Raw genomic sequence first — 18,023 nt, 5'->3', positions numbered from 1 at the left:
AACGCCATCCTGACCGGCACCACCGTCCACGTCTCCGAAGACGCCGCCGGCCTGCTGAACAAGACCTTCGGCACCGACGCCGTCAAGCGCGGCCTGCTCGTCGGCACCGCCACCATCACCGCACAGATCAAGTAACACCCCGCACCACCGCACCACACGTGAAGGGCCGCCCCGGGCAACCGGGACGGCCCTTCACCACGTTCAGCAGCACCCGCCTACCATCGAGCAGATGCCCGCTCCCCGCTCGACCGTGACCGACGACCAACCGGGGCCCGACGACTTCATCCGCGTCCGCGGCGCCCGTGAGCACAACCTGCAGGACGTCGACGTGGACATCCCGCGCAACCGCATCGTCGCCTTCACCGGCGTCTCCGGCTCCGGCAAGTCCTCGCTCGCGTTCGGCACGGTGTTCGCCGAGGCACAACGCCGCTTCCTCGAGTCCGTCGCTCCCTACGCCCGACGGCTCATCGCGCAGGGCTCGACGCCGCACGTCGAATCGATCACCGGCTTGCCACCCGCCGTGGCCCTGCAGCAGCGCCGCGGTGCCCCGAGCAGCCGTTCGACCGTCGGCACGCTGACGACCCTGTCGAACTCGATGCGCATGCTGTTCTCCCGCGCCGGCACCTACCCGTCTGGCGTCGACCGGCTCGAGTCCGACTCGTTCTCGCCGAACACCGTGGCCGGGGCCTGCCCGCGCTGCCACGGACTCGGCATCGCCCACGAGGTCACCGAGGCCTCGGCCGTCCACGACCCGTCGTTGAGCATCCGCGACGGCGCGATCACCGCGTGGCCCGGGGCGTGGCAGGGCAAGAACCTGCGCGACGTCACGGCGGTGCTCGGCTACGACATCGACATGCCGTGGCGTGAGCTCTCCCGACAGGACCGCGACTGGTTGCTGTTCACCGAGGAACAGCCCGTCGTCCAGGTCCACCCGAAGCGCGACCGCGTCGCGAAGCCGTACAAGGGGCGGTTCTGGAGCGCACGCCAGTTCGTGATGCACACCCTCGCCGACTCGCAGAGCGAGACGCAGCGGACCAAGGTGCTGCAGTTCGTCGAGTCGGGTCCGTGCGGCCTCTGCGGCGGGACCGGCCTGACCCGGGCCGCGCTCGCGGTGACGGTCGGCGGCCACTCGATCGCCGACCTGAACGGCCTGCCGCTCACGGCGCTGGCAGACGTCCTGCGCCCGATCGCCACCATCACGGACGCCGGTGCCGCGACCTCACGCGCCTCGTCCGGCGAACACACCGAGGTCGCGGTCGCGATCTCGCGCGACCTGCTCACCCGGGTCGAGGTGCTCGTCGGCCTGGGCCTCGGGTACCTGGCGCTCGACCGGGCGACCCCGACGCTCTCCCCCGGCGAGACGCAGCGCCTGCGCATCGCGACGCAACTGCGCTCCGGCCTGTTCGGTGTCGTCTACGTGCTCGACGAGCCGAGCGCCGGCCTGCACCCGGCCGACGCCGAGTCCCTGGTCGAGGTCCTCGACGACCTGCGTGCCGGCGGCAACAGCGTCTTCGTCGTCGAGCACGACATGAGCATCGTGCGGCGGGCGGACTGGATCGTCGACGTCGGCCCGGGTGCCGGATCCGGCGGGGGCACCGTCCTGTACAGCGGCCCCGTCGACGGCCTCGCCGACGTCGAGGCATCGGTCACCCGACGGTTCCTGCACCCGCGCGACCGTGCCGACGGCGAGCGCACCGTCCGGACCCCCGTCGGGACCCTCGAACTGCGCGACCTCACCCTGCACAACCTGCAGGACCTGGCCGTCGACCTGCCGCTCGGGGTGCTCACCGCGGTCACCGGCGTCAGCGGCTCCGGCAAGTCGTCGCTCGTCGGCGGGGTCCTGCCCGGCGTGGCGACGTCGCACCCGCTCGTCGACCGCGTCGTGCAGGTCGACCAGAAGCCGATCGGCCGAACCCCGCGTTCGAACCTCGCCACCTACACCGGGCTCTTCGACGCCGTGCGTGCCGCGTTCGCCGCGACCGACGACGCGACGGCCCGCGGCTGGACCGCCAGCCGCTTCTCGTTCAACGTGGCCGGCGGCCGGTGCGAGGTGTGCCAGGGCGAGGGCTCGGTGTCCGTCGAGCTCCTGTTCCTGCCGGGCAGCTGGGCGCCCTGCCCGGAGTGCCACGGTGCGCGCTACAACGACGAGACGCTCGAGGTGCAGTGGGACGGGGCGTCGATCGCCGACGTCCTGGGCATGACCGTCGACCAGGCTGCCCCCTTCCTGGCGTCGCTGCCGGCCGCTGCCCGCGGGCTCGAGGCCCTGCGCCAGGTGGGCCTCGGCTACCTGCGGCTCGGGCAGCCCGCACCGGAACTGTCCGGCGGCGAGGCCCAGCGCATCAAGCTCGCGACCGAACTGCAACGTGCGCGCACCGGGCACACGCTCTACCTGCTCGACGAACCGACGACGGGCCTGCACCCCGCCGACGTCGAGCTGCTGACCGCACAGCTCGCGCGCCTCACCGACGCCGGCAACACCGTCGTCGTGGTCGAGCACGCCATGGACGTCGTCGCGAGTGCCGACCACGTCATCGACATGGGTCCCTCCGGCGGCGAGGACGGCGGCCGCGTCGTCGCCACCGGCACCCCCGCCCAGGTCGCGGCGTCCGCCGAGAGCCGGACCGCGCCGTACCTGCGGGAGCAGCTCGGGCACTGATCGCGCCCACCCGCGGACGGACGGGGCCTGTGGCGGGCCCGCACCGCGCCTCCCGACCGCCGGTGCGTGTGCATGTTCCGACGTTCCACGCGTCGATCAACCGGTGCCCTGTCGCATGATGCACACGCATCTGCTGCGTGTGCATGTTCCGACGTTCCACGCGTCGATCAACCGGTGCCCCGTCGCATGATGCACACGCATGCACCGCACACGCCAACGCACCGCACACGCACGCGCACACGCACGCACACGCACGCAGCAGCGCCCGCCGGGACGGATCCCGACGGGCGCTGCTGGTGGTGCGGACTAAGCCCGACGGAAGCGGCGGGCGATGGTGAGCCCGACGCCCGCGAGCATCAGCAGGATCGCGAAGGCGATCACCGGGGCCGGGTCGCTACCGGTGTAGGCGAGCGTCCCGTTCGGGCCGGTACCACCCGCGCCACCGGTGCCGGCGGTTGCCAGGCGGACGGTGAACGTCACCGGGTCGGATGCCGCCGAGGTGCCGTCTGCGCCGGTCTGGGTGGCGGTGATGGTCACCGTTCCCGGGCCGAAGCCGACGATCGGGGTGCACTTCCAGGTGCCGTCCGCCGCGACGACCGCGGTGCAGACGACGACCGTGCCGTCGGTGACCGTGACGGTCGCGCCGGGCTGACCGGTGCCGGTGATCGGCGGGTTGGGCGTCGTGACGGTGCCACCGTCCGTCGGCGAGGTGATCACCGGCGGCGGGGTCGTCGTGGTCGACGCGGGGTTGTAGGTGTAGACGAGCGGGTCGGACGTGCCACCCGGGGTCGTCACCGTGACCTCGACGTCACCGGCAGCGTGCGCCGGGGTCGTGAAGGTGAGCGTCGTGCCGTCCGCCGACACGCTGTCCGGCGTGATCGGGTCGGAACCGTCCACCGAGACCGTGGAGTCGTCGGTGAAACCGGTGCCCGTGACGGTCACGACCGTGCCACCCGCGGCCGGACCGTTGTCAGGGTCCAGCTCGGAGATCGTCGGGACCGCGGCCGGGGCCGGGTTGTACGTGTACGGCAGCGGCGCCGAGGTGCCGGAGCCGTTGGTGACGGTCACGGGGACCGCACCGGCGGTGTGCGCCGGCGTCGTGAACGTCAGCTCGGTGCCGTCGTCCGACACGCTGTCCGGCGTGATCGGGTCGGAACCGTCCACCGAGACCGTCGAGTCGTCGGTGAAGCCCGTGCCGGAGACCGTGACGACCGTGCCACCGGTGACCGGACCGTTGTCGGGGTCCAGCGCCGTCAGCGTCGGAGCCCCGGCGGGTGCCGGGTTGTAGGTGTACGTCAGCGGGTCCGAGGTCCCGGCGTCGGTCGTGACCGTCACGTCGACGGGACCGGCGACGTGCGCCGGGGTCGTGAACGTCAGCTCGGTGCCGTCGTCGGAGACCGACTCCGGGTCGATCGGGTCGGACCCGTCGACCGAGACGGTCGCGTCGTCGGTGAACCCGGTGCCCGTGATGGTGACGAGGGTGCCGCCGCCGACCGGCCCGTTGTCGGGGTCGAGCGTCGTGAGCGTGGGTACCGCTGCGGGAGCCGGGTTGTACGTGTAGTCGAGCGGGTCGGATTCACCGGCGGGCGTGGTGACCGTGACGTCGACCGTTCCGGCGTCGTGCGCCGGCGTGGTGAAGGTCAGCTCGGTGCCGTCGTCCGAGACGGAGTCCGCCGCGATCGGGTCGGAACCGTCGACCGACACCGTGGCGTCGTCCGTGAAGCCCGTCCCGGTGACGGTGACGGTGACGACCGTGCCACCGGCGACCGGCCCGTTGTCCGGGTCGAGCGTCGTGATCGTCGGGACCGCAGCCGCGTCGTCGGTGTAGGTGAAGTCGAGCGGGTCGGATTCACCGGCGGGCGTGGTGACCGTGACGTCGACCGTGCCGACGACGTGCGCCGGCGTCGTGAAGGTCAGCTCGGTGCCGTCGTCCGAGACGGAGTCCGCCGCGATCGGGTCGGAACCGTCGACCGACACCGTGGCGTCGTCCGTGAAGCCCGTCCCGGTGACGGTGACGACCGTGCCACCGGCGACCGGCCCGTTGTCCGGGTCGAGCGTGGTGATGGTCGGGACCGCGAGCGGACCGGCGTTCGGGCCGACCGCAGCCGAGGCGAGGTTGACGACGGCGGTGCCGGCGGCCGGCACCAGTGCGACGCGCAGGGCACGCTGGGTGAAGACGCCGTCGGCGCTGGTCTCCTGCACGTTGGCCTGCAGCGACACGACGGTCGTCAGGGCGTTGGCGAGGGGCGTGATGACCGTCTCACCGAGGCCGGCGACGACCTGGTTGATCGGGGCGACGACCTGCGCGATGACCGGGTTCACGACGTCGAGGAGCTGACCGATCGGCAGCGGGAGCCCCGCCACCGTGACGGTGAGCCCGCGGAGCGACTGGGTGAGCTGGGTCACGACCCCCTGCAGCGCGGTGGTGACCGCCGGCAGGAGCTGGGTCGTGAGTGCCTCCGTGATGTACGGCAGCAGCTCGGTGTTCGCCGGCAGGTTGTTGATGTCCAGGCCGGCGTTCGTCAGCACTGCGGCGACGTCGACCGTGATCGCACCGGTCTGCAGGTTCGCCGTGATCGAGCCGTCGGCGCTGGTGACGTCGCCGGTGGCCGAGTCGAGCACCGTGACGAGGTCGGGCAGGCCCTGGACCTGCACGAGCGGGCCGAGGGCGTTCAGGGTGTCCTCGACGCCGTCGACCGTCGGCTGGAGCGTGCCGAGGGTGGTGCGGAGACCGGAGACGGTGGTGCCGAGCGCGGGGCTCGTCAGCGACAGGTCGAGTCCGGCGATGCCGTAGTCGCCCGTCTGCGCACCGTCCGGGCCGGCTGCCTGCGCAGCGGTGGCCGACACGGCGCCGACCTCGAGCTGGGCGTTCGCGAGGGCGCCCGCCAGGTCGGCCCCGATGAGACCCGACAGGTCGAGCGTGGCGTTGGACTGCGGGACGCCGTCCTGGCCGCCGACGCCGATCCCGCCGGTGTTCGTCACCGCGCCGGACGCGGCGACGGAGCTGCCGTCGGCGTTGGCGGCGGCGTACTGGTTGACGGCACCGAGGGTGAGGATGCCGTTGTTCCCGAGCAGGTTGAGGCCCCCGCCCAGGTTGACGTTGACCGCGTTGAGTGCGGTGACGTCGAGCGGGTGGACGTCGGTGTCCGTGGCCCCACCGGTGTTGACCGCGTCCGCCGGGGTCACGGTGAGGATGTCGTCGAGGTTCAACCCGAGCGCGGAGCCGCTGAGGAAGCGCCCCTGCCCGGTCGACGCGACGGGCGCTGCCGTCGCGGGGGCGGCGGCGAGGATGCTGCCGCCGGCGCCGAGGAGCGCTGCGGTGACGATCGCGACGCCCTTGCTCCGGCCTGACCATCGGGTGGAAGTGGACGCCCGTGGGTCTTTCTGGGCGCGCTCGAGTACTCCAAGCCTCATGTGGCTTCGCTCCTGATCCTGGTGCTGGTCCGGCAGTTGGTGATGCTGCCTGCAGCTGTGGTGTGGTTCCGATGAGCGTAACCCTGAACGGGCGCTCAAGACCATCACCCCCGAACAGGGGCCTGCGCTCTGCGGATGCGGATCCCGATGCAGAACGCCGGTGCACGACGCGGTCAGATCTCGACGACGCGGTCAGATCTCGACGTCGCTGCCCATCGTCACGGTGCGCTGCGCGGGGAGACCGAAGCGTGCTGCGGGGTCGGCGGCGTTGTGCGCGAGGCCGACGAAGAGCTTCTTCCGCCAGGCCACCATCCCCCGGTTGCCGGGCATCGGACGGAGGGCCCCGCGGGAGATGAAGTAGGACGCCCGGAGCACTTCCTCCGGGTCGATGTCCAGGACCTCGGCCAGGCAGGCGGCGTGCAGGGCCTTCGGCAGGTCCTGGTCGTCCGAGAACCCGAACTTCACCGTGATGTGGTCGATGCCGTCGTCCTCGTAACCGAGGTCGTCGCGGAAGAACGCCTTCGCGTGCGGGACGTGCGGCACGTTGGCGGTGAGCACCGAGACGATCAGGACGGTCCGGTGCACCACGTGGTTGTGCTCGACGTTGGCCCGGAGCGCCAGCGGCGTGGTCTCCTTGTTCGGGTGCGGGAAGACCGCCACCCCGGGCACCCGCGGGATGTGCTCGTGGTTGATCCGGTCGATGAAGTCGGCGAGCGACCCTTCGCGCTCCTTGCGTTCCTCCTGCACGAGCGCCCGGCCACGGCGCCACGTCGTCATCACCGTGATCACCGCCAGCGCGATGAGGAGCGGCACCCAACCACCGTGGATGATCTTCGACAGGTTGCCGGCGAGGAAGGTCAGCTCGAGGCCGCCGAACGCCACCGCCGCGACCACGAGCTTCCAGGTCGCCCACTTCCACAGCGGGCGGACGACGAGCAGGAGCAGGAGCGTGTCGACGACCAGGGCTCCGGTGACGGACACCCCGTACGCGGTGGCCAGGTTCGCCGACGACCGGAACGCGAGCATGATCGCGAGCACGCCGATGAACAGCAGCAGGTTGACCGCGGGCAGGTAGATCTGCCCGCTCTCCCGCCGCGACGTCTGCCGGATCGTGAGCGGCGGCAGCAGCCCGAGCTGGACCGCCTGCCGGGTGAGCGAGAACGCCCCGGAGATGACGGCCTGGCTCGCGATCACCGTCGCGAGCGTCGCCAGCACCACCACGGGCAGTCGCAACGCGTCCGGGAACAGCAGGAAGAACGGGTCCTTCGCCGCCGACGGGTCACGCAGCACCAGCGACGCCTGCCCGAGGTAGTTGAGGACGAGCGCCGGGAACACCACGAAGAACCACGCCTTGAGGATCGGCGACCGTCCGAAGTGCCCCATGTCGGCGTAGAGCGCCTCGGCACCGGTGATGACGAGCACCACCGCACCCATCGCAACGAACGTGATGTACGGGTGCGCGAAGGCGAACGAGATCGCCCACGTCGGCGAGAGCCCCTGCAGGACGCCGGGGTGCTCGAGGATGTGCGGGACGCCGGCGGCGGCGATCACGACGAACCAGAGCAGCATCACCGGGCCGAACAGGTTGCCGACCTTGCCGGTGCCGAAGCGCTGCACCGCGAACAGCACGACCAGGATGACCGCGGCGATCGGCACGATCAGGTGCTCGACGGACGGCGCCGCGGTGCCGAGCCCCTCGACCGACGACAGCACCGACACGGCCGGGGTGATCACGGAGTCGCCGTAGAAGAGCGAAACCCCGACGATGCCGATCACGAGGAAGATCACCGCACCACCGCGACGCTTCGCGTAGAGCCGGCGGGCCAGGGCGGCGAGCGCCATCACACCGCCCTCGCCGTCGTTGTCAGCGCGCATCAGGATCAGCACGTACTTGATCGAGACGATGATCGTGATGCTCCAGAACATCATCGAGATGACGCCGTAGACGTCTTCCTGGTTCGCCTTCACCAGGCCGTCGTCGATCGTGAACACGGTGCGCAGGGCGTAGAGCGGACTCGTCCCGATGTCGCCGAACACGACACCGAGTGCGGCGAGCGCCAGGACGGCGACGCCCTTGCGCGGGCCGTGGCCACCATCGTCGGTGGCCTCGGTCGTGGGGGTGGTGTGGTCCGTCGGCTTCGACGGTTCCGTCGGGGTCTCGGAGCGGGTCTCGGTCACGCTCGGCACTTCCGTCTCCGGCCGTCCGGGCGACGGCCGCCGCTCATCATCGCACCGTGCGCGGGATGCGCTCGCAGGTGGCGCACATGCGTGCGCACCGTGGCTCTCGACGTGCGCCGGGGGCGGACGGGAGGCCCGTGGCGGGCCCGCACCGCGCCTCCCGTCCGACAGCGGGCCGGGCCCACATCCGCGAAAGCGACAGCGTGCCGCGAACTGTTCGCGGAGATCTGTCGCGATGCCGGACCGAACGGTGCCCCGTGCCGCAGGATTGTCGCTTTCGCGGGCCGGGCCTCAGGGACGCAGGCCGCGCACCAGGTCGTGGACCACGCGGGCGGCGCGCGCCGCGGCACCGTCCAGGTGCTCGCGGAACTCGGCACCGTCGGGGGCGCAGAGGTCGCTGATGCAGCGCACCGACACGAACGGCATGTCGTGCACGTGGGCGAACTGGGCGATGGCGGCCGACTCCATGTCGACCGCGGCCACGTCGGGGAAGGCGCCGCGGAACGTCCGGGCGCGGCCCTCGGTGACGAAGACCTCGCTCGAGCCGATCGTCGCCGAGCGCAGCGGCCAGGCGATGTCGGCGGCCATCGCCAGCTCGACCAGTCGGGCGTCCGGGGCGTACCCGGTCGGCATGCCGGGCACCTGCCCGAGGGCGTAGCCGAACGCGGTGGCGTCAGCGTTGAGGTTGACGTACCGGTCGCCGACGACGACGTCACCGATCGCGATGCCGTGCATGAGGCCGCCGGCGGTCCCGACGCTGATCACGGGGATGCCGGGTCCGAAGTCGTGGAAGCCGTGTGCGACCGCAGCGGTCGCGTTCGTGAAGCCGATGCCGCTGCGGCGGACGGCCACGGTGGCGCCGCCGATGTCGAGCAGCTGGTGCGGGTCGTGGCCACCGACGGGGCCGTCGAGGATCGGGACCCCGCCGAACAGGTCGGCGAAGGCGGAGACCTCTTCGCTCATGGCCGCGATGATGATCGCGACGGGCGTCTGTTCCTGCACTGATCGATCCTCGCACGGCGAGGACGCGACGGCTGCCAGCGACGGCCGCCGGTTACCGCTGCCGGTTACCGCTGCCGGGCGAGCTCCTCGGCGACGAACGCGGCCATCGCGTCGGCGCCGAAGTGGTCGTCGGCGGTGATCGTGACCACTGTGTCGCCGTCGGGGTGGTCGTCGAACAGCAGCATCTGCCCGTACGCGCCGTGCAGCCGCCACAGCTGCCCCGGACCGCCCCAGCCGGCCATCGCGTAGCGGTGGTACCCGGGCCCGGTCCCCTCGCGCTCGACCCAGTCGGAGTGCATCGCGTCGCACCAGCGGGCGCTGACGATGCGCTGCCCGTCGACCACGCCGCCGTCGCGGATGAGCCGACCGAGGCGCGCGAGTTCCTCGGTCCGGAGCGCCAGTCCCTCGCCGGCGGCGACGTACCCGTTCGGGCAGCGCAGCCACTCCACGTCCTCGATGCCGAGCGGGTCGAACAGGCGTCGGGACACGAACGCGCCGACGTCGCCGACGCGGGTCTCGAGCACGCGCATGGCCGTGTAGGTGCTGACGTTGGCGTACTGGAACACGCGACCCCGCGAGGGCCGCCGCAGGAACTCGGCCGCCAGGTCCGGCCAGTCGGTCAGCTCGGTCGCCGACCAGGGCATGTCGATCCCGCTCGTCATCGTGAGCAGGTGCCGGAGGGTGATCTGGTCGACACCGTCCCCGAACTCGAACCCGGGCAGCGATGCGGCGATCGGTTCGTCGACGTCCACCAGGCCCTCGTCGGCGGCGATCCCGGTGGCGAGCACGCAGACGCCCTTGGCCGCGGAGTGGATCTCCTCGCGCACGTCGGGCGTCCAGCGGTGCTCGGCGACGTCGTCCGCGGTGCCGCCACCGGTGCGGACGTGCAGGCCGTGGGCGCCGAAGCCGGTGTCGTCGACCTGCCGGACGATCGCGTCGAGGATGGTGGTCGCGGTGGTCACACCGCCATCCTCTCGCGAGTCGCGGCACGGCCAGCAGCCGGACGCGTGTCCCACGGGATCCCTAGGGTCGAGGGATGACCTCCGCGACCCCTGCCGTCATCGCGCTGCTCGTCGGGTCCGCGATCGCGATCGCCGGACTGGTGCCGTGGGCAGCGCTGCAGTACCGACGCCGGGGCACCCTCGGCGTCGGCAACGCGGTGCTGGCGTTCGCCACCGTCGTCTACGGGCTCGCCCTCGTCACGTACACGCTCCTGCCCCTGCCCGACACCAGCGAGGTCGCGGCGATCTGTCGCGCCGCCTCCGGACCGCAGCTGACGCCGTTCGCGTTCGTCGGGGACATCGCGAAGGAGGGCGGGCTCTCCGGCCCCCGGTCCCTGCTCGCGAACCCGGCCGCGGCGCAGGTGGTCTTCAACGTCATCCTGTTCGTCCCCCTCGGCATGCTCGTGCGGCACGTGTTCCTGCACGGACGGTTCCTGGCCGGTGTGGTCGTCGGGACCGTCGCCGGGTTCCTGGTCTCGCTGCTCATCGAGTGCACGCAGCTGACCGGCGACTGGTTCCTGTACCCGTGCTCGTACCGACTGTTCGACGTCGACGACCTGCTCGCGAACACCACCGGAGCACTCGTCGGCACGCTGGTCTCCCCCGTGCTCTGGGTGCTCGTCCGGCACCGGGGCGAGCCGTCGTCGGATCTGCCCCGCCGCGTGACGATCTGGCGCCGCGGGTTCGGGATGTTCTGCGACCTGCTCGCGATGGTGCTGACCAGCGGCGCCCTGGTGTCGATCACGAGCCTGTCGTTCGCCCTCGCCAGGCAGGACCTCAACTCCACGCTCGCACGGGTCCTGCTCGCCACGCTGCCCTTCGTCGCACCGGCGGTCCAGCTGGTGGTGGTGCTCGCGTCCGGGCGCACGCTCGGCGAGGCGGTCGTCCGGCTCCGACCGGAGCCGCGGCCGACGGCCTGGCAGCGCCTGGTGCGGTGGGCCGCGGGCTCCGGCGGGTGGGCGACGGCCACCGCCGCCGCGTTGCCCTTCACCGGCCTGCTGGCGTTCGCTCTCGCCGTCGCAGCCGTCATCGGGCTGTTCGCCACCCGAGGGCGGCGCGGGTTCGCGAACGTGCTGGCGCGGGTGGACGTGGTGGACGAGCGCATCGAGCCGACAGGAGCAAGTGAGGAGCGGTAGAAGGTCCGTGGCCTTGGTTCTGTTTCGGTCGTAACTGTTATCAACGAGAGCAGGGCTGAACGCATGCGCCCCTTCTGGTGGCCCCGAGGGCCATTGATGGCGGCCACGATCCGTCGACCAGAGCGGACGGGAGGCACATGGCGGGCCCGCCACGTGCCTCCAGTCCGATGACCCGGCGCTACTGCGATCGCAGTACGTGCGCAGGTCGCCGTCTTGGTCAGATGGTTCCGTCCCGAGCCGCCCGTGCTCGTGACGTGAGGAGCACCATGCGCACCGTCGTCGTCACCGGCCCCGGATCCGTCGAGATCCGCGACGAGCCCGTCCCCGAGGTCGGCCCCGCCGACGTCCTGATCGCCGTCAAGGCGTGCGGGGTCTGCGGCTCCGACGCCTTCTACGCCGCGCGCGGCGGCATCCCGCCGCGTGAGGGGCACACGCCCCTCGGGCACGAGGTCGCCGGAGAGGTGGCCGCCGTCGGCGACGCGGTCGAGGGCATCGCCGTCGGCGACCACGTGGTGGTGAACCCGATGGGCGACCCACGCGGGATCATCGGCAACGGCGGCCCCACCGGCGGGCTCTCCGAGTTCCTGCTCGTCGAGCAGGCCGTGCTCGGCACCAGCATCGCCCTGGTCCCGAAGGAACTGCCCTGGCAGGTGGCCGCGCTCAACGAGCCGATGGCGGTCGCCCTGCACGCCGTGAACCGGACCGCGCCGCAGCCGGGCGACACGGTCGTCGTGTTCGGTGCCGGCCCGATCGGGCTGGGCGCCGTGATCAGCTACAAGGCGCTCGGCGTCGGGCACGTGGTCGTCGTCGACGTGATCGCGTCGCGGCTCGAGAAGGCCCTGCTCGTCGGAGCCGATGCCGTCGTGAACTCGGCGGACGAGCCACTCGACGAGCGCCTGATCGCCCTGCACGGCGAAGCACGGGACGGCGTGGGGCACGGCGGGAAGTCCGGCACCGATGTCTGGCTCGACGCCGCCGGGGTGCCGGCCACCGTGCAGACGGCGCTGCGCCTGGCGAAGCACCGCGCGACGATCGGCGTCGTGGCGGTGCACAAGCGGCCCGTGGAGGTCGACTTCGGTGACCTGCTGGCCGTCGAGCCGACGATCGTGACCGCGATGGGGTACCCGACCGAGATCTTCGACGTCACCGAGCACATCATCGCGAACCCCGAGGCGTACGCGCAGATCGTCAGCGACGTCTTCCCGGCGAGCGACGTGCTCGAGGCCCTCCGGGTGGCTGCGACCCCCGGGGCGGCCGACAAGGTCGTCGTCACGTTCGACTGATGCCGGTGACCAGGAAGGTCGCCGTGCAGTACGTCGTCACGGTGTGGCGGGATCGGCCGCGGCGCGGGCTCGTGCTCGCCGTGCTGTCGGTGCCGAGCAGCCTCGTGATGGCGGGGTGGAAGGTCGTCCTGTTCTGCGCGGCCCCCTCGTTGTTCCTCGCCGCGACCGTGGTCTTCACGCTCGGGGTCGCGGCCGCGAAGGTCTGGGCCGTCCGTCGGCACCGACTGTCGTTCGCGTTCGATGCGTTGAACGGCGACCGGATGCGGTTCCGGCAGGCCGGACACCGGTGGATCGGGGGTGCGGTGACCGCGATGTCCGTCGTGTTCGTCGGGTGCAGCGTGCCGATGCTCATCGGGAGGGCGCACCCCGTGCACTACGACCAGTGGGTGGCGATCGTCATCGCGGCGGCGACGTTCGCGGAGCTGGGCATCGGGGTCTGGGGTGCGGTGACCGCGCGCAAGGACGGGGAACCACTCGTCGAGGCGACGAAGCTCGTGAACGTCGCCGCCGCGGTGGTCCTGCTCGTGCTGACCCAGTCGGCACTGCTCTCGTTCGCGGGCAGCGCCGAGGACGCTGCTGCGTCCACGGGTGCGAGCGGGGTGTTCCTCGGCGGTGTGGCTGCGGTGATCGGGCTCGCGATGGCGCTGCGACGATTCCCGGAAGCGACGGCACCTCGGCCGGCACCGACCTCAGTCGACCAGGCCGGCCTGGAACGCGAACGCCACGAGTTGGGCCCGGTCGCGGGCGTCGACCTTCGCCATGGCCCGGTTCACGTGGGTCTTGACCGTGAGTGGTGAGAGGAAGAGCTCGGCGCTGATGGCGTCGATGCCCTGACCTCGGCTGACCATCACCACGACGTCGCGCTCGCGAGCGGTGAGGGCCTCGAAGCGCCGGGTCATCTCCGGGTCGACGGAGGACGCGGGGGTGCGGGCGACCTGTCCGATGAGCGCCGCTGCGGCCGCCGCGGACAGCGCCCCTCCGCCCGCTGCCACCTCCTCGATCGCCGCGACGAGCTCTGCGGGCCCCGCGGCCTTGCTGAGGAACCCGTTCGCCCCGGCACGCAGCGCCGCGAAGACGAGTTCGTCCTGGTCGAAGGTCGTCAGCATGACGATGCGCACCTGCTCGGCGGTGCGCTCGGCGCGGATCCGTCGGGTCGCCTCGACCCCGTCGATGCCCGGCATCCGGATGTCCATCATGATGACGTCCGCCGGGACCGACAGCGCCGTCTGCACCGCGACGAGCCCGTCCCCGGCCTCGCCGACGACCTCGATGCCGTCCTGGCGGTCGAGGATCGCACGGAGCCCCAGTCGGATCATGTCCTGGTCGTCGACCAGGATCACTCGTGTGGTCATCGTGCTCCGTTCGCGGTGGGCAGGCGGACGCGGACGACGAACAGCACGCCGTCCGCCGCGGCCTGGACGGACCCTCCGACGGCGGCGACGCGCTCGCGCATGCCGACCAGACCGAGCCCGCTGCTCCGGCCTGCGACGGGGTCGCTCGCCGGGGTCCGCCGGCGGGGGTTGCGGACCTCGAGCACCAGGTCGTCACCGGCGCGGGCGAGGGTGACGGTCGTCCGGCCCTCGCCGTGTCGGTGGGCGTTGGTGAGCGACTCCTGCACCACCCGGTAGACCGTCACACCGATCGGCACGGAGACCGGGCCGACGTCGTCCAGTCGGGCATCGACGTCGAGGCCGATCCGTTCGTACGACGCGATGAGTCCGGGGAGCTGCTCGATGCCGGGGGCCGGAGCCGTCGGGTCGTCGAGGTCGGCGCCGCTGCCCGACGCCGAACGGAGCACCGTCAGGACGTGCTGGGTCTCCGTCAGGACGTTCCGCACGCCGTCCCGGGCGGCATCCAGCGCACGCCGGGCCTCGTCGGCCCCGGCGGGCAGGGTGACCTCGGCGACCCCGAGCTGCATGCTGACCACCGCGATCTCGTGCCCGATGACGTCGTGCAGGTCCCGCGCGATCCGGACGCGTTCCTCGGCCACGCGGCGCTCGGCCTCGAGTTCCCGCGTGGCGACGGCATCGGCGGCGCGCTGTTCCAACGACGCCCGGTACTGGTGCTGCACCCGCAGCCCCGAGCCGATGGCCGCCGCGGCGACGACGGAGATGAGGGCGCCGAGGGCGGTCGGTACCGCACCGCCCTCCCCCGGCGCGAGGAGCGTGCCGATGACCACGCCGGGAGCGACGATCGCCGCGGCGCGGACCGGGTGCCCCTGCCGCGAGGACACCGCGAACAGCAGCAGCACCGCGCAGCTCCAGGTCACGATCGGCGACCACCCGGACAGGCCACCGAGCACCGGCGCGACCGTGGCGAGGCCGAGCGCCGTCCACGGTGTCCACGGCGCCGCGACGACGGCGAGCACGGTCGCGGCGACCGCGATGCCGGGCCCCGGGCCGGCATCGGCCGCGATCACCCGGCCCGACTCGATCGCGCACGCGAGCAGGACGACGGCGGCGGTGCCGCGGAACACCCAGCGGTCGTCCGGACGCCACGAACCCCAGATCGCTCGCAGTCGCCGCATGCACTCATCCTGTCGTGCGGGTCAGCGGTCCGGCTACTGCGAACGCAGTAGTCGGGGGTACCACCGATCGGGGACCTGCCCGCGGCCCGTCCCCGGGACGATCGACACCAGGCCGGAACGATCCGGCACCGACCGGAGGACCCACCATGACGCTGACGAACACCGCCGCTCCCGCTGCCACCGCGTACGACTACTGCACGGTCGACGTCCCGCGCGGCAAGGACGCCCTGTACGCGGACACCTACCGCAACTTCGGCTGGACGTCCGACGGCTCGGACCGGACGGGCGCACTGAACCGCCGGCACACCCTCGGCCTCCGCCGCGACCGTGCCGTCCGCTCCGTCGAACTGACCGAGCTCCAGCAGAACGCCGAGACCGCCCTGGCCACGATCGACGCCCTCGAACGGTCCCGCACGACCGCGGCGTCGGTGGTCGCGTACGCCCTCGGCGCGATCGGCAGCGTCCTGCTGGCTGCTTCGGTGTTCGCCATGCAGGACACCGTGGCGGTCCCCGACCTGCTCGGCGGGCTCGACCCGGTCACGGTGTTCCTCGTCGGGGCCGGTGGGCTGGTCAACTGGGCGATCGCTCCCGTGGCCTTCCAGCTCGTCCGCGCGGCGCGCACCAAGCGGATCCGTCCGGCCGTCGACCGCCAGTTCGACGTCGTCTACGGCGCGTGCGAGGCGGCCAGTCGCCGCCGGACCGCCTGAGCGCGGGCCGAGCCCGATGACGAACACCATCGCCCGGGAAGACGCTGTCCTGCACGCGCCGGTCCCCCGCCACCTGGAGACCCGGGTGCTGTACGCACCGACCGCGTTCGTGCCGCTTCACCGGCACACCCTGGAGCAGTTCGGCTGGACGGTGACCGTGCAGGGCGGACGGCTCGGCACGACGTCCCTGCTGCTCCAGCGGCTGCGCACCCGGCCCGACGCGGCCCGACCGCTCCTCGAGCGTCGTGCCGAGCGGGCGCTGGCCCGGATCGCCGCCCTCGAGCAGCAGCCGGCCCGGTTGGCTGGTGTGGTCGCCACCGCGGGTTCCGCGGTCGCCGTGCTGGCGGTCGCGCTCGGCGGTCTGCTCGCCCTCGGCGGGGACCCGACGCTCGTGCCGGTCCTCGTCGGTGCCGGCGTGTGGATCGCCGCCGTGGCCGCAGCGCCCGGCATCCGGTCGTGGCGCACCGAGCGGAACCAGGCCGCGCTCAGCCGGGAGTACGCCGCGATCGACGCGTGCACGCACCCGGCCGACGGGTCGTGACGGCGGCGGAGCCCCGCGCACGACGCACACAGGAAAACGGCCCGGTGGGATCCCCACCGGGCCGTCGTGTGTACGGAACCGACGGGTCAGTCCGCCAGGCGGATCGCCAGGGCCGGGCAGACCGCTGCGGCGTGCCGCACCGCCTCGACCTGCTCGTCGGCGACCTCGTCGGTCAGCAGGACGGCGATGCCGTCCTCGTCCCGCTGGTCGAAGACGTCCATCGCGGCCATGACGCACTGGCCACTCGCGACGCACTTGTCCTGTTCGAGGATGACCTTCATGATTCGTTCCCTCCGGTGGTCGAGCTCGCGCTCGTGGTGGTGTGGTGGTCGACGGGGCACCACGTGACGGGGAGCTCGTACACCCCGTAGACGGCACCGTCGTGCTTGAACGGGACCTCGTCGAGCGGGACCGCGCGAGCGAGGGTGGGGATCCGACGGAACAGCGTCGGGTACACGACCTGCAGTTCGACCCGGGCGAGCGGCTGGCCGAGGCACTGGTGCACGCCGAACCCGAACGCCACGTGGTTCCGCGGGTTGCGGGTCAGGTCGAGCCGGTCCGGGTCCGGGTACACGTCCGGGTCCCGGTTCGCCAGGTCCGTCGCGACGATCACTCCGTCACCGGCGCGGATCGTGGTACCGGCGACGTCGAGGTCCTCGGTCGCCACGCGCTTGCGTCCGTCGTGCGTGATGGTCAGGTAGCGCAGGAGCTCCTCCACCGCCGAGGCGACCAACGCCGGTTCGGGGTCGTCGAGCAGGCGGTCGCGCTCGTCCGGGTGCTCGAGCAGGGCGAGCGTGCCGAGGGCGATCATGTTCGCGGTCGTCTCGTGCCCGGCGATGAGCAGCAGGATCCCCATCTGCACGGCCTCGCCCTCGGTCATGTCGCCGGCGGTGACCCGGGCGGCGATGTCCGTGAGCAGGTCGTCGCCAGGTTCCACCGTCTTGCGGCGGAGCAGCGACGTCAGGTACGCACCGAGCTCGCGGAACGCCTGCTGCCGTTCGTCGTCGGTCGTGGTGCGGCGGATGATGGTCTTCGAGTGCGACTGGAACCGGTCGTGGTCCTCGTACGGCACGCCGAGCAAGGCGCAGATCACCAGGGACGGCAGCGGGAGCGCGAACGCCTCGACCAGGTCGACCGGGTTCGGGCCGGCGAGCAGCTGGTCGATCAGGTCGTCCGTGATCCGCTGCACCACGGGGCGGAGCGCCTCGATGCGTTTGATCGCGAACGGCGCGGTCACCATCCGCCGCAGCCGGGCGTGGTCGGGGTCGTCCATCAGGATGAAGGACAGCCCGCCGCCGCCGCCCGAGGCGCTGGCGGAGGGGTACCCCGGGTTGGCCGCGTCGGCGCTGACGGACAGGCTCGACAGCACCTGCTTGCCCTCGTCGTAGCGGGTGACGAGCCACGGCTCGCGGCCGTCGGCCAGCGTCACGCGGTGGACGGGGCCGTCCTCCTGCAGCACGCGGGCCGCCGGCGGCGGGTCGAAGGGACACCCGGCGGTCCGGCGGTCCATCGGGAACGTGTCCGGTCGGTCGGCGGTGATCGGTGGGTCGGTCATGGTCTGCTCCTCTGTGTTCGGGT

Annotated in this window: 14 protein-coding genes; 6 read left to right on the top strand and 8 right to left on the bottom strand. The window is 72.1% G+C overall.

Annotated elements, in window-relative coordinates:
- Positions 1–229: 229 nt before the first annotated feature.
- On the top strand, positions 230–2,656 hold the full coding sequence (locus EDF51_RS17000; protein WP_134195727.1) for an excinuclease ABC subunit UvrA: 2,427 nt from the start codon (positions 230–232) through the stop codon (positions 2,654–2,656).
- A gap of 306 nt (positions 2,657–2,962) precedes the next feature.
- On the opposite strand, the gene EDF51_RS16995 is transcribed toward EDF51_RS17000, so the two are convergent.
- From EDF51_RS16995 to EDF51_RS16980, 4 genes are all read right to left on the bottom strand, one after another.
- On the bottom strand, positions 2,963–6,070 hold the full coding sequence (locus tag EDF51_RS16995) for a choice-of-anchor G family protein (protein WP_166673579.1): 3,108 nt from the start codon (positions 6,068–6,070) through the stop codon (positions 2,963–2,965).
- Positions 6,071–6,262: 192 nt separating this feature from the next.
- Entirely contained in the window at positions 6,263–8,248 is a 1,986-nt protein-coding gene (locus EDF51_RS16990; RefSeq protein ID WP_243837150.1) for a potassium transporter Kup, read from the bottom strand.
- Positions 8,249–8,539: 291 nt separating this feature from the next.
- Positions 8,540–9,250: a 5'-methylthioadenosine/S-adenosylhomocysteine nucleosidase gene (mtnN, locus tag EDF51_RS16985; protein ID WP_134195723.1), complete on the bottom strand. Its 711-nt coding sequence runs from the start codon at positions 9,248–9,250 to the stop codon at positions 8,540–8,542.
- Between the two features lie 65 nt (positions 9,251–9,315).
- Positions 9,316–10,212 carry a serine hydrolase domain-containing protein gene (locus EDF51_RS16980; protein WP_134195722.1) on the bottom strand — a complete coding sequence of 299 codons (897 nt, stop codon included), beginning with the start codon at positions 10,210–10,212 and terminating at the stop codon, positions 9,316–9,318.
- Positions 10,213–10,286: 74 nt separating this feature from the next.
- Between EDF51_RS16980 and EDF51_RS16975 the strand changes: the two genes are divergently transcribed.
- The 3 genes from EDF51_RS16975 to EDF51_RS16965 all read left to right on the top strand — a co-directional run bounded on the left by EDF51_RS16975 (position 10,287) and on the right by EDF51_RS16965 (position 13,467).
- The gene (locus EDF51_RS16975; RefSeq protein WP_134195720.1) at positions 10,287–11,387 is read left to right on the top strand and encodes a VanZ family protein; all 1,101 of its coding nucleotides are present in this window, start codon (positions 10,287–10,289) and stop codon (positions 11,385–11,387) included.
- Positions 11,388–11,653: 266 nt separating this feature from the next.
- On the top strand, positions 11,654–12,670 hold the full coding sequence (locus tag EDF51_RS16970) for a zinc-binding dehydrogenase (protein ID WP_131921139.1): 1,017 nt from the start codon (positions 11,654–11,656) through the stop codon (positions 12,668–12,670).
- A gap of 5 nt (positions 12,671–12,675) precedes the next feature.
- Positions 12,676–13,467 (top strand): hypothetical protein, encoded by a 792-nt coding sequence (locus EDF51_RS16965; RefSeq protein ID WP_166673578.1) that lies wholly within the window; start codon positions 12,676–12,678, stop codon positions 13,465–13,467.
- On the opposite strand, the gene EDF51_RS16960 is transcribed toward EDF51_RS16965, so the two are convergent.
- Together EDF51_RS16960 and EDF51_RS16955 are read right to left on the bottom strand one after the other, a co-directional pair.
- Positions 13,360–14,022, bottom strand: coding sequence for a response regulator transcription factor (locus EDF51_RS16960; protein ID WP_123293819.1), 663 nt, complete (start codon positions 14,020–14,022; stop codon positions 13,360–13,362). The two genes, EDF51_RS16965 and EDF51_RS16960, sit on opposite strands and share 108 nt — an antisense overlap.
- A complete protein-coding gene (locus EDF51_RS16955) occupies positions 14,019–15,197 on the bottom strand; it encodes a histidine kinase (protein ID WP_123293818.1) in 1,179 nt (392 codons plus the stop codon). The genes EDF51_RS16960 and EDF51_RS16955 overlap by 4 nt, the downstream gene beginning before the upstream one ends.
- Before the next feature lie 146 nt (positions 15,198–15,343).
- Here EDF51_RS16955 and EDF51_RS16950 point away from each other — a divergent pair, with 146 nt between their 5' ends.
- Positions 15,344–15,904 (top strand): hypothetical protein, encoded by a 561-nt coding sequence (locus EDF51_RS16950; protein ID WP_132099489.1) that lies wholly within the window; start codon positions 15,344–15,346, stop codon positions 15,902–15,904.
- A gap of 16 nt (positions 15,905–15,920) precedes the next feature.
- Positions 15,921–16,445 (top strand): hypothetical protein, encoded by a 525-nt coding sequence (locus tag EDF51_RS16945; RefSeq protein ID WP_132099488.1) that lies wholly within the window; start codon positions 15,921–15,923, stop codon positions 16,443–16,445.
- Positions 16,446–16,531: 86 nt separating this feature from the next.
- Here the strand turns inward: EDF51_RS16945 and EDF51_RS16940 are convergent, their stop codons facing one another.
- The gene (locus EDF51_RS16940) at positions 16,532–16,726 is read right to left on the bottom strand and encodes a ferredoxin (RefSeq protein WP_134195718.1); all 195 of its coding nucleotides are present in this window, start codon (positions 16,724–16,726) and stop codon (positions 16,532–16,534) included.
- On the bottom strand, positions 16,723–18,000 hold the full coding sequence (locus tag EDF51_RS16935) for a cytochrome P450 (protein WP_132099486.1): 1,278 nt from the start codon (positions 17,998–18,000) through the stop codon (positions 16,723–16,725). The genes EDF51_RS16940 and EDF51_RS16935 overlap by 4 nt, the downstream gene beginning before the upstream one ends.
- Positions 18,001–18,023 lie beyond the last annotated feature (23 nt).

Source organism: Curtobacterium sp. PhB25 (genome assembly GCF_004365375.1).
GTDB lineage: Bacteria > Actinomycetota > Actinomycetes > Actinomycetales > Microbacteriaceae > Curtobacterium.
Note: the sequence above shows the minus strand (reverse complement) of the source record. Positions and strands in the feature narration are given on the sequence as shown.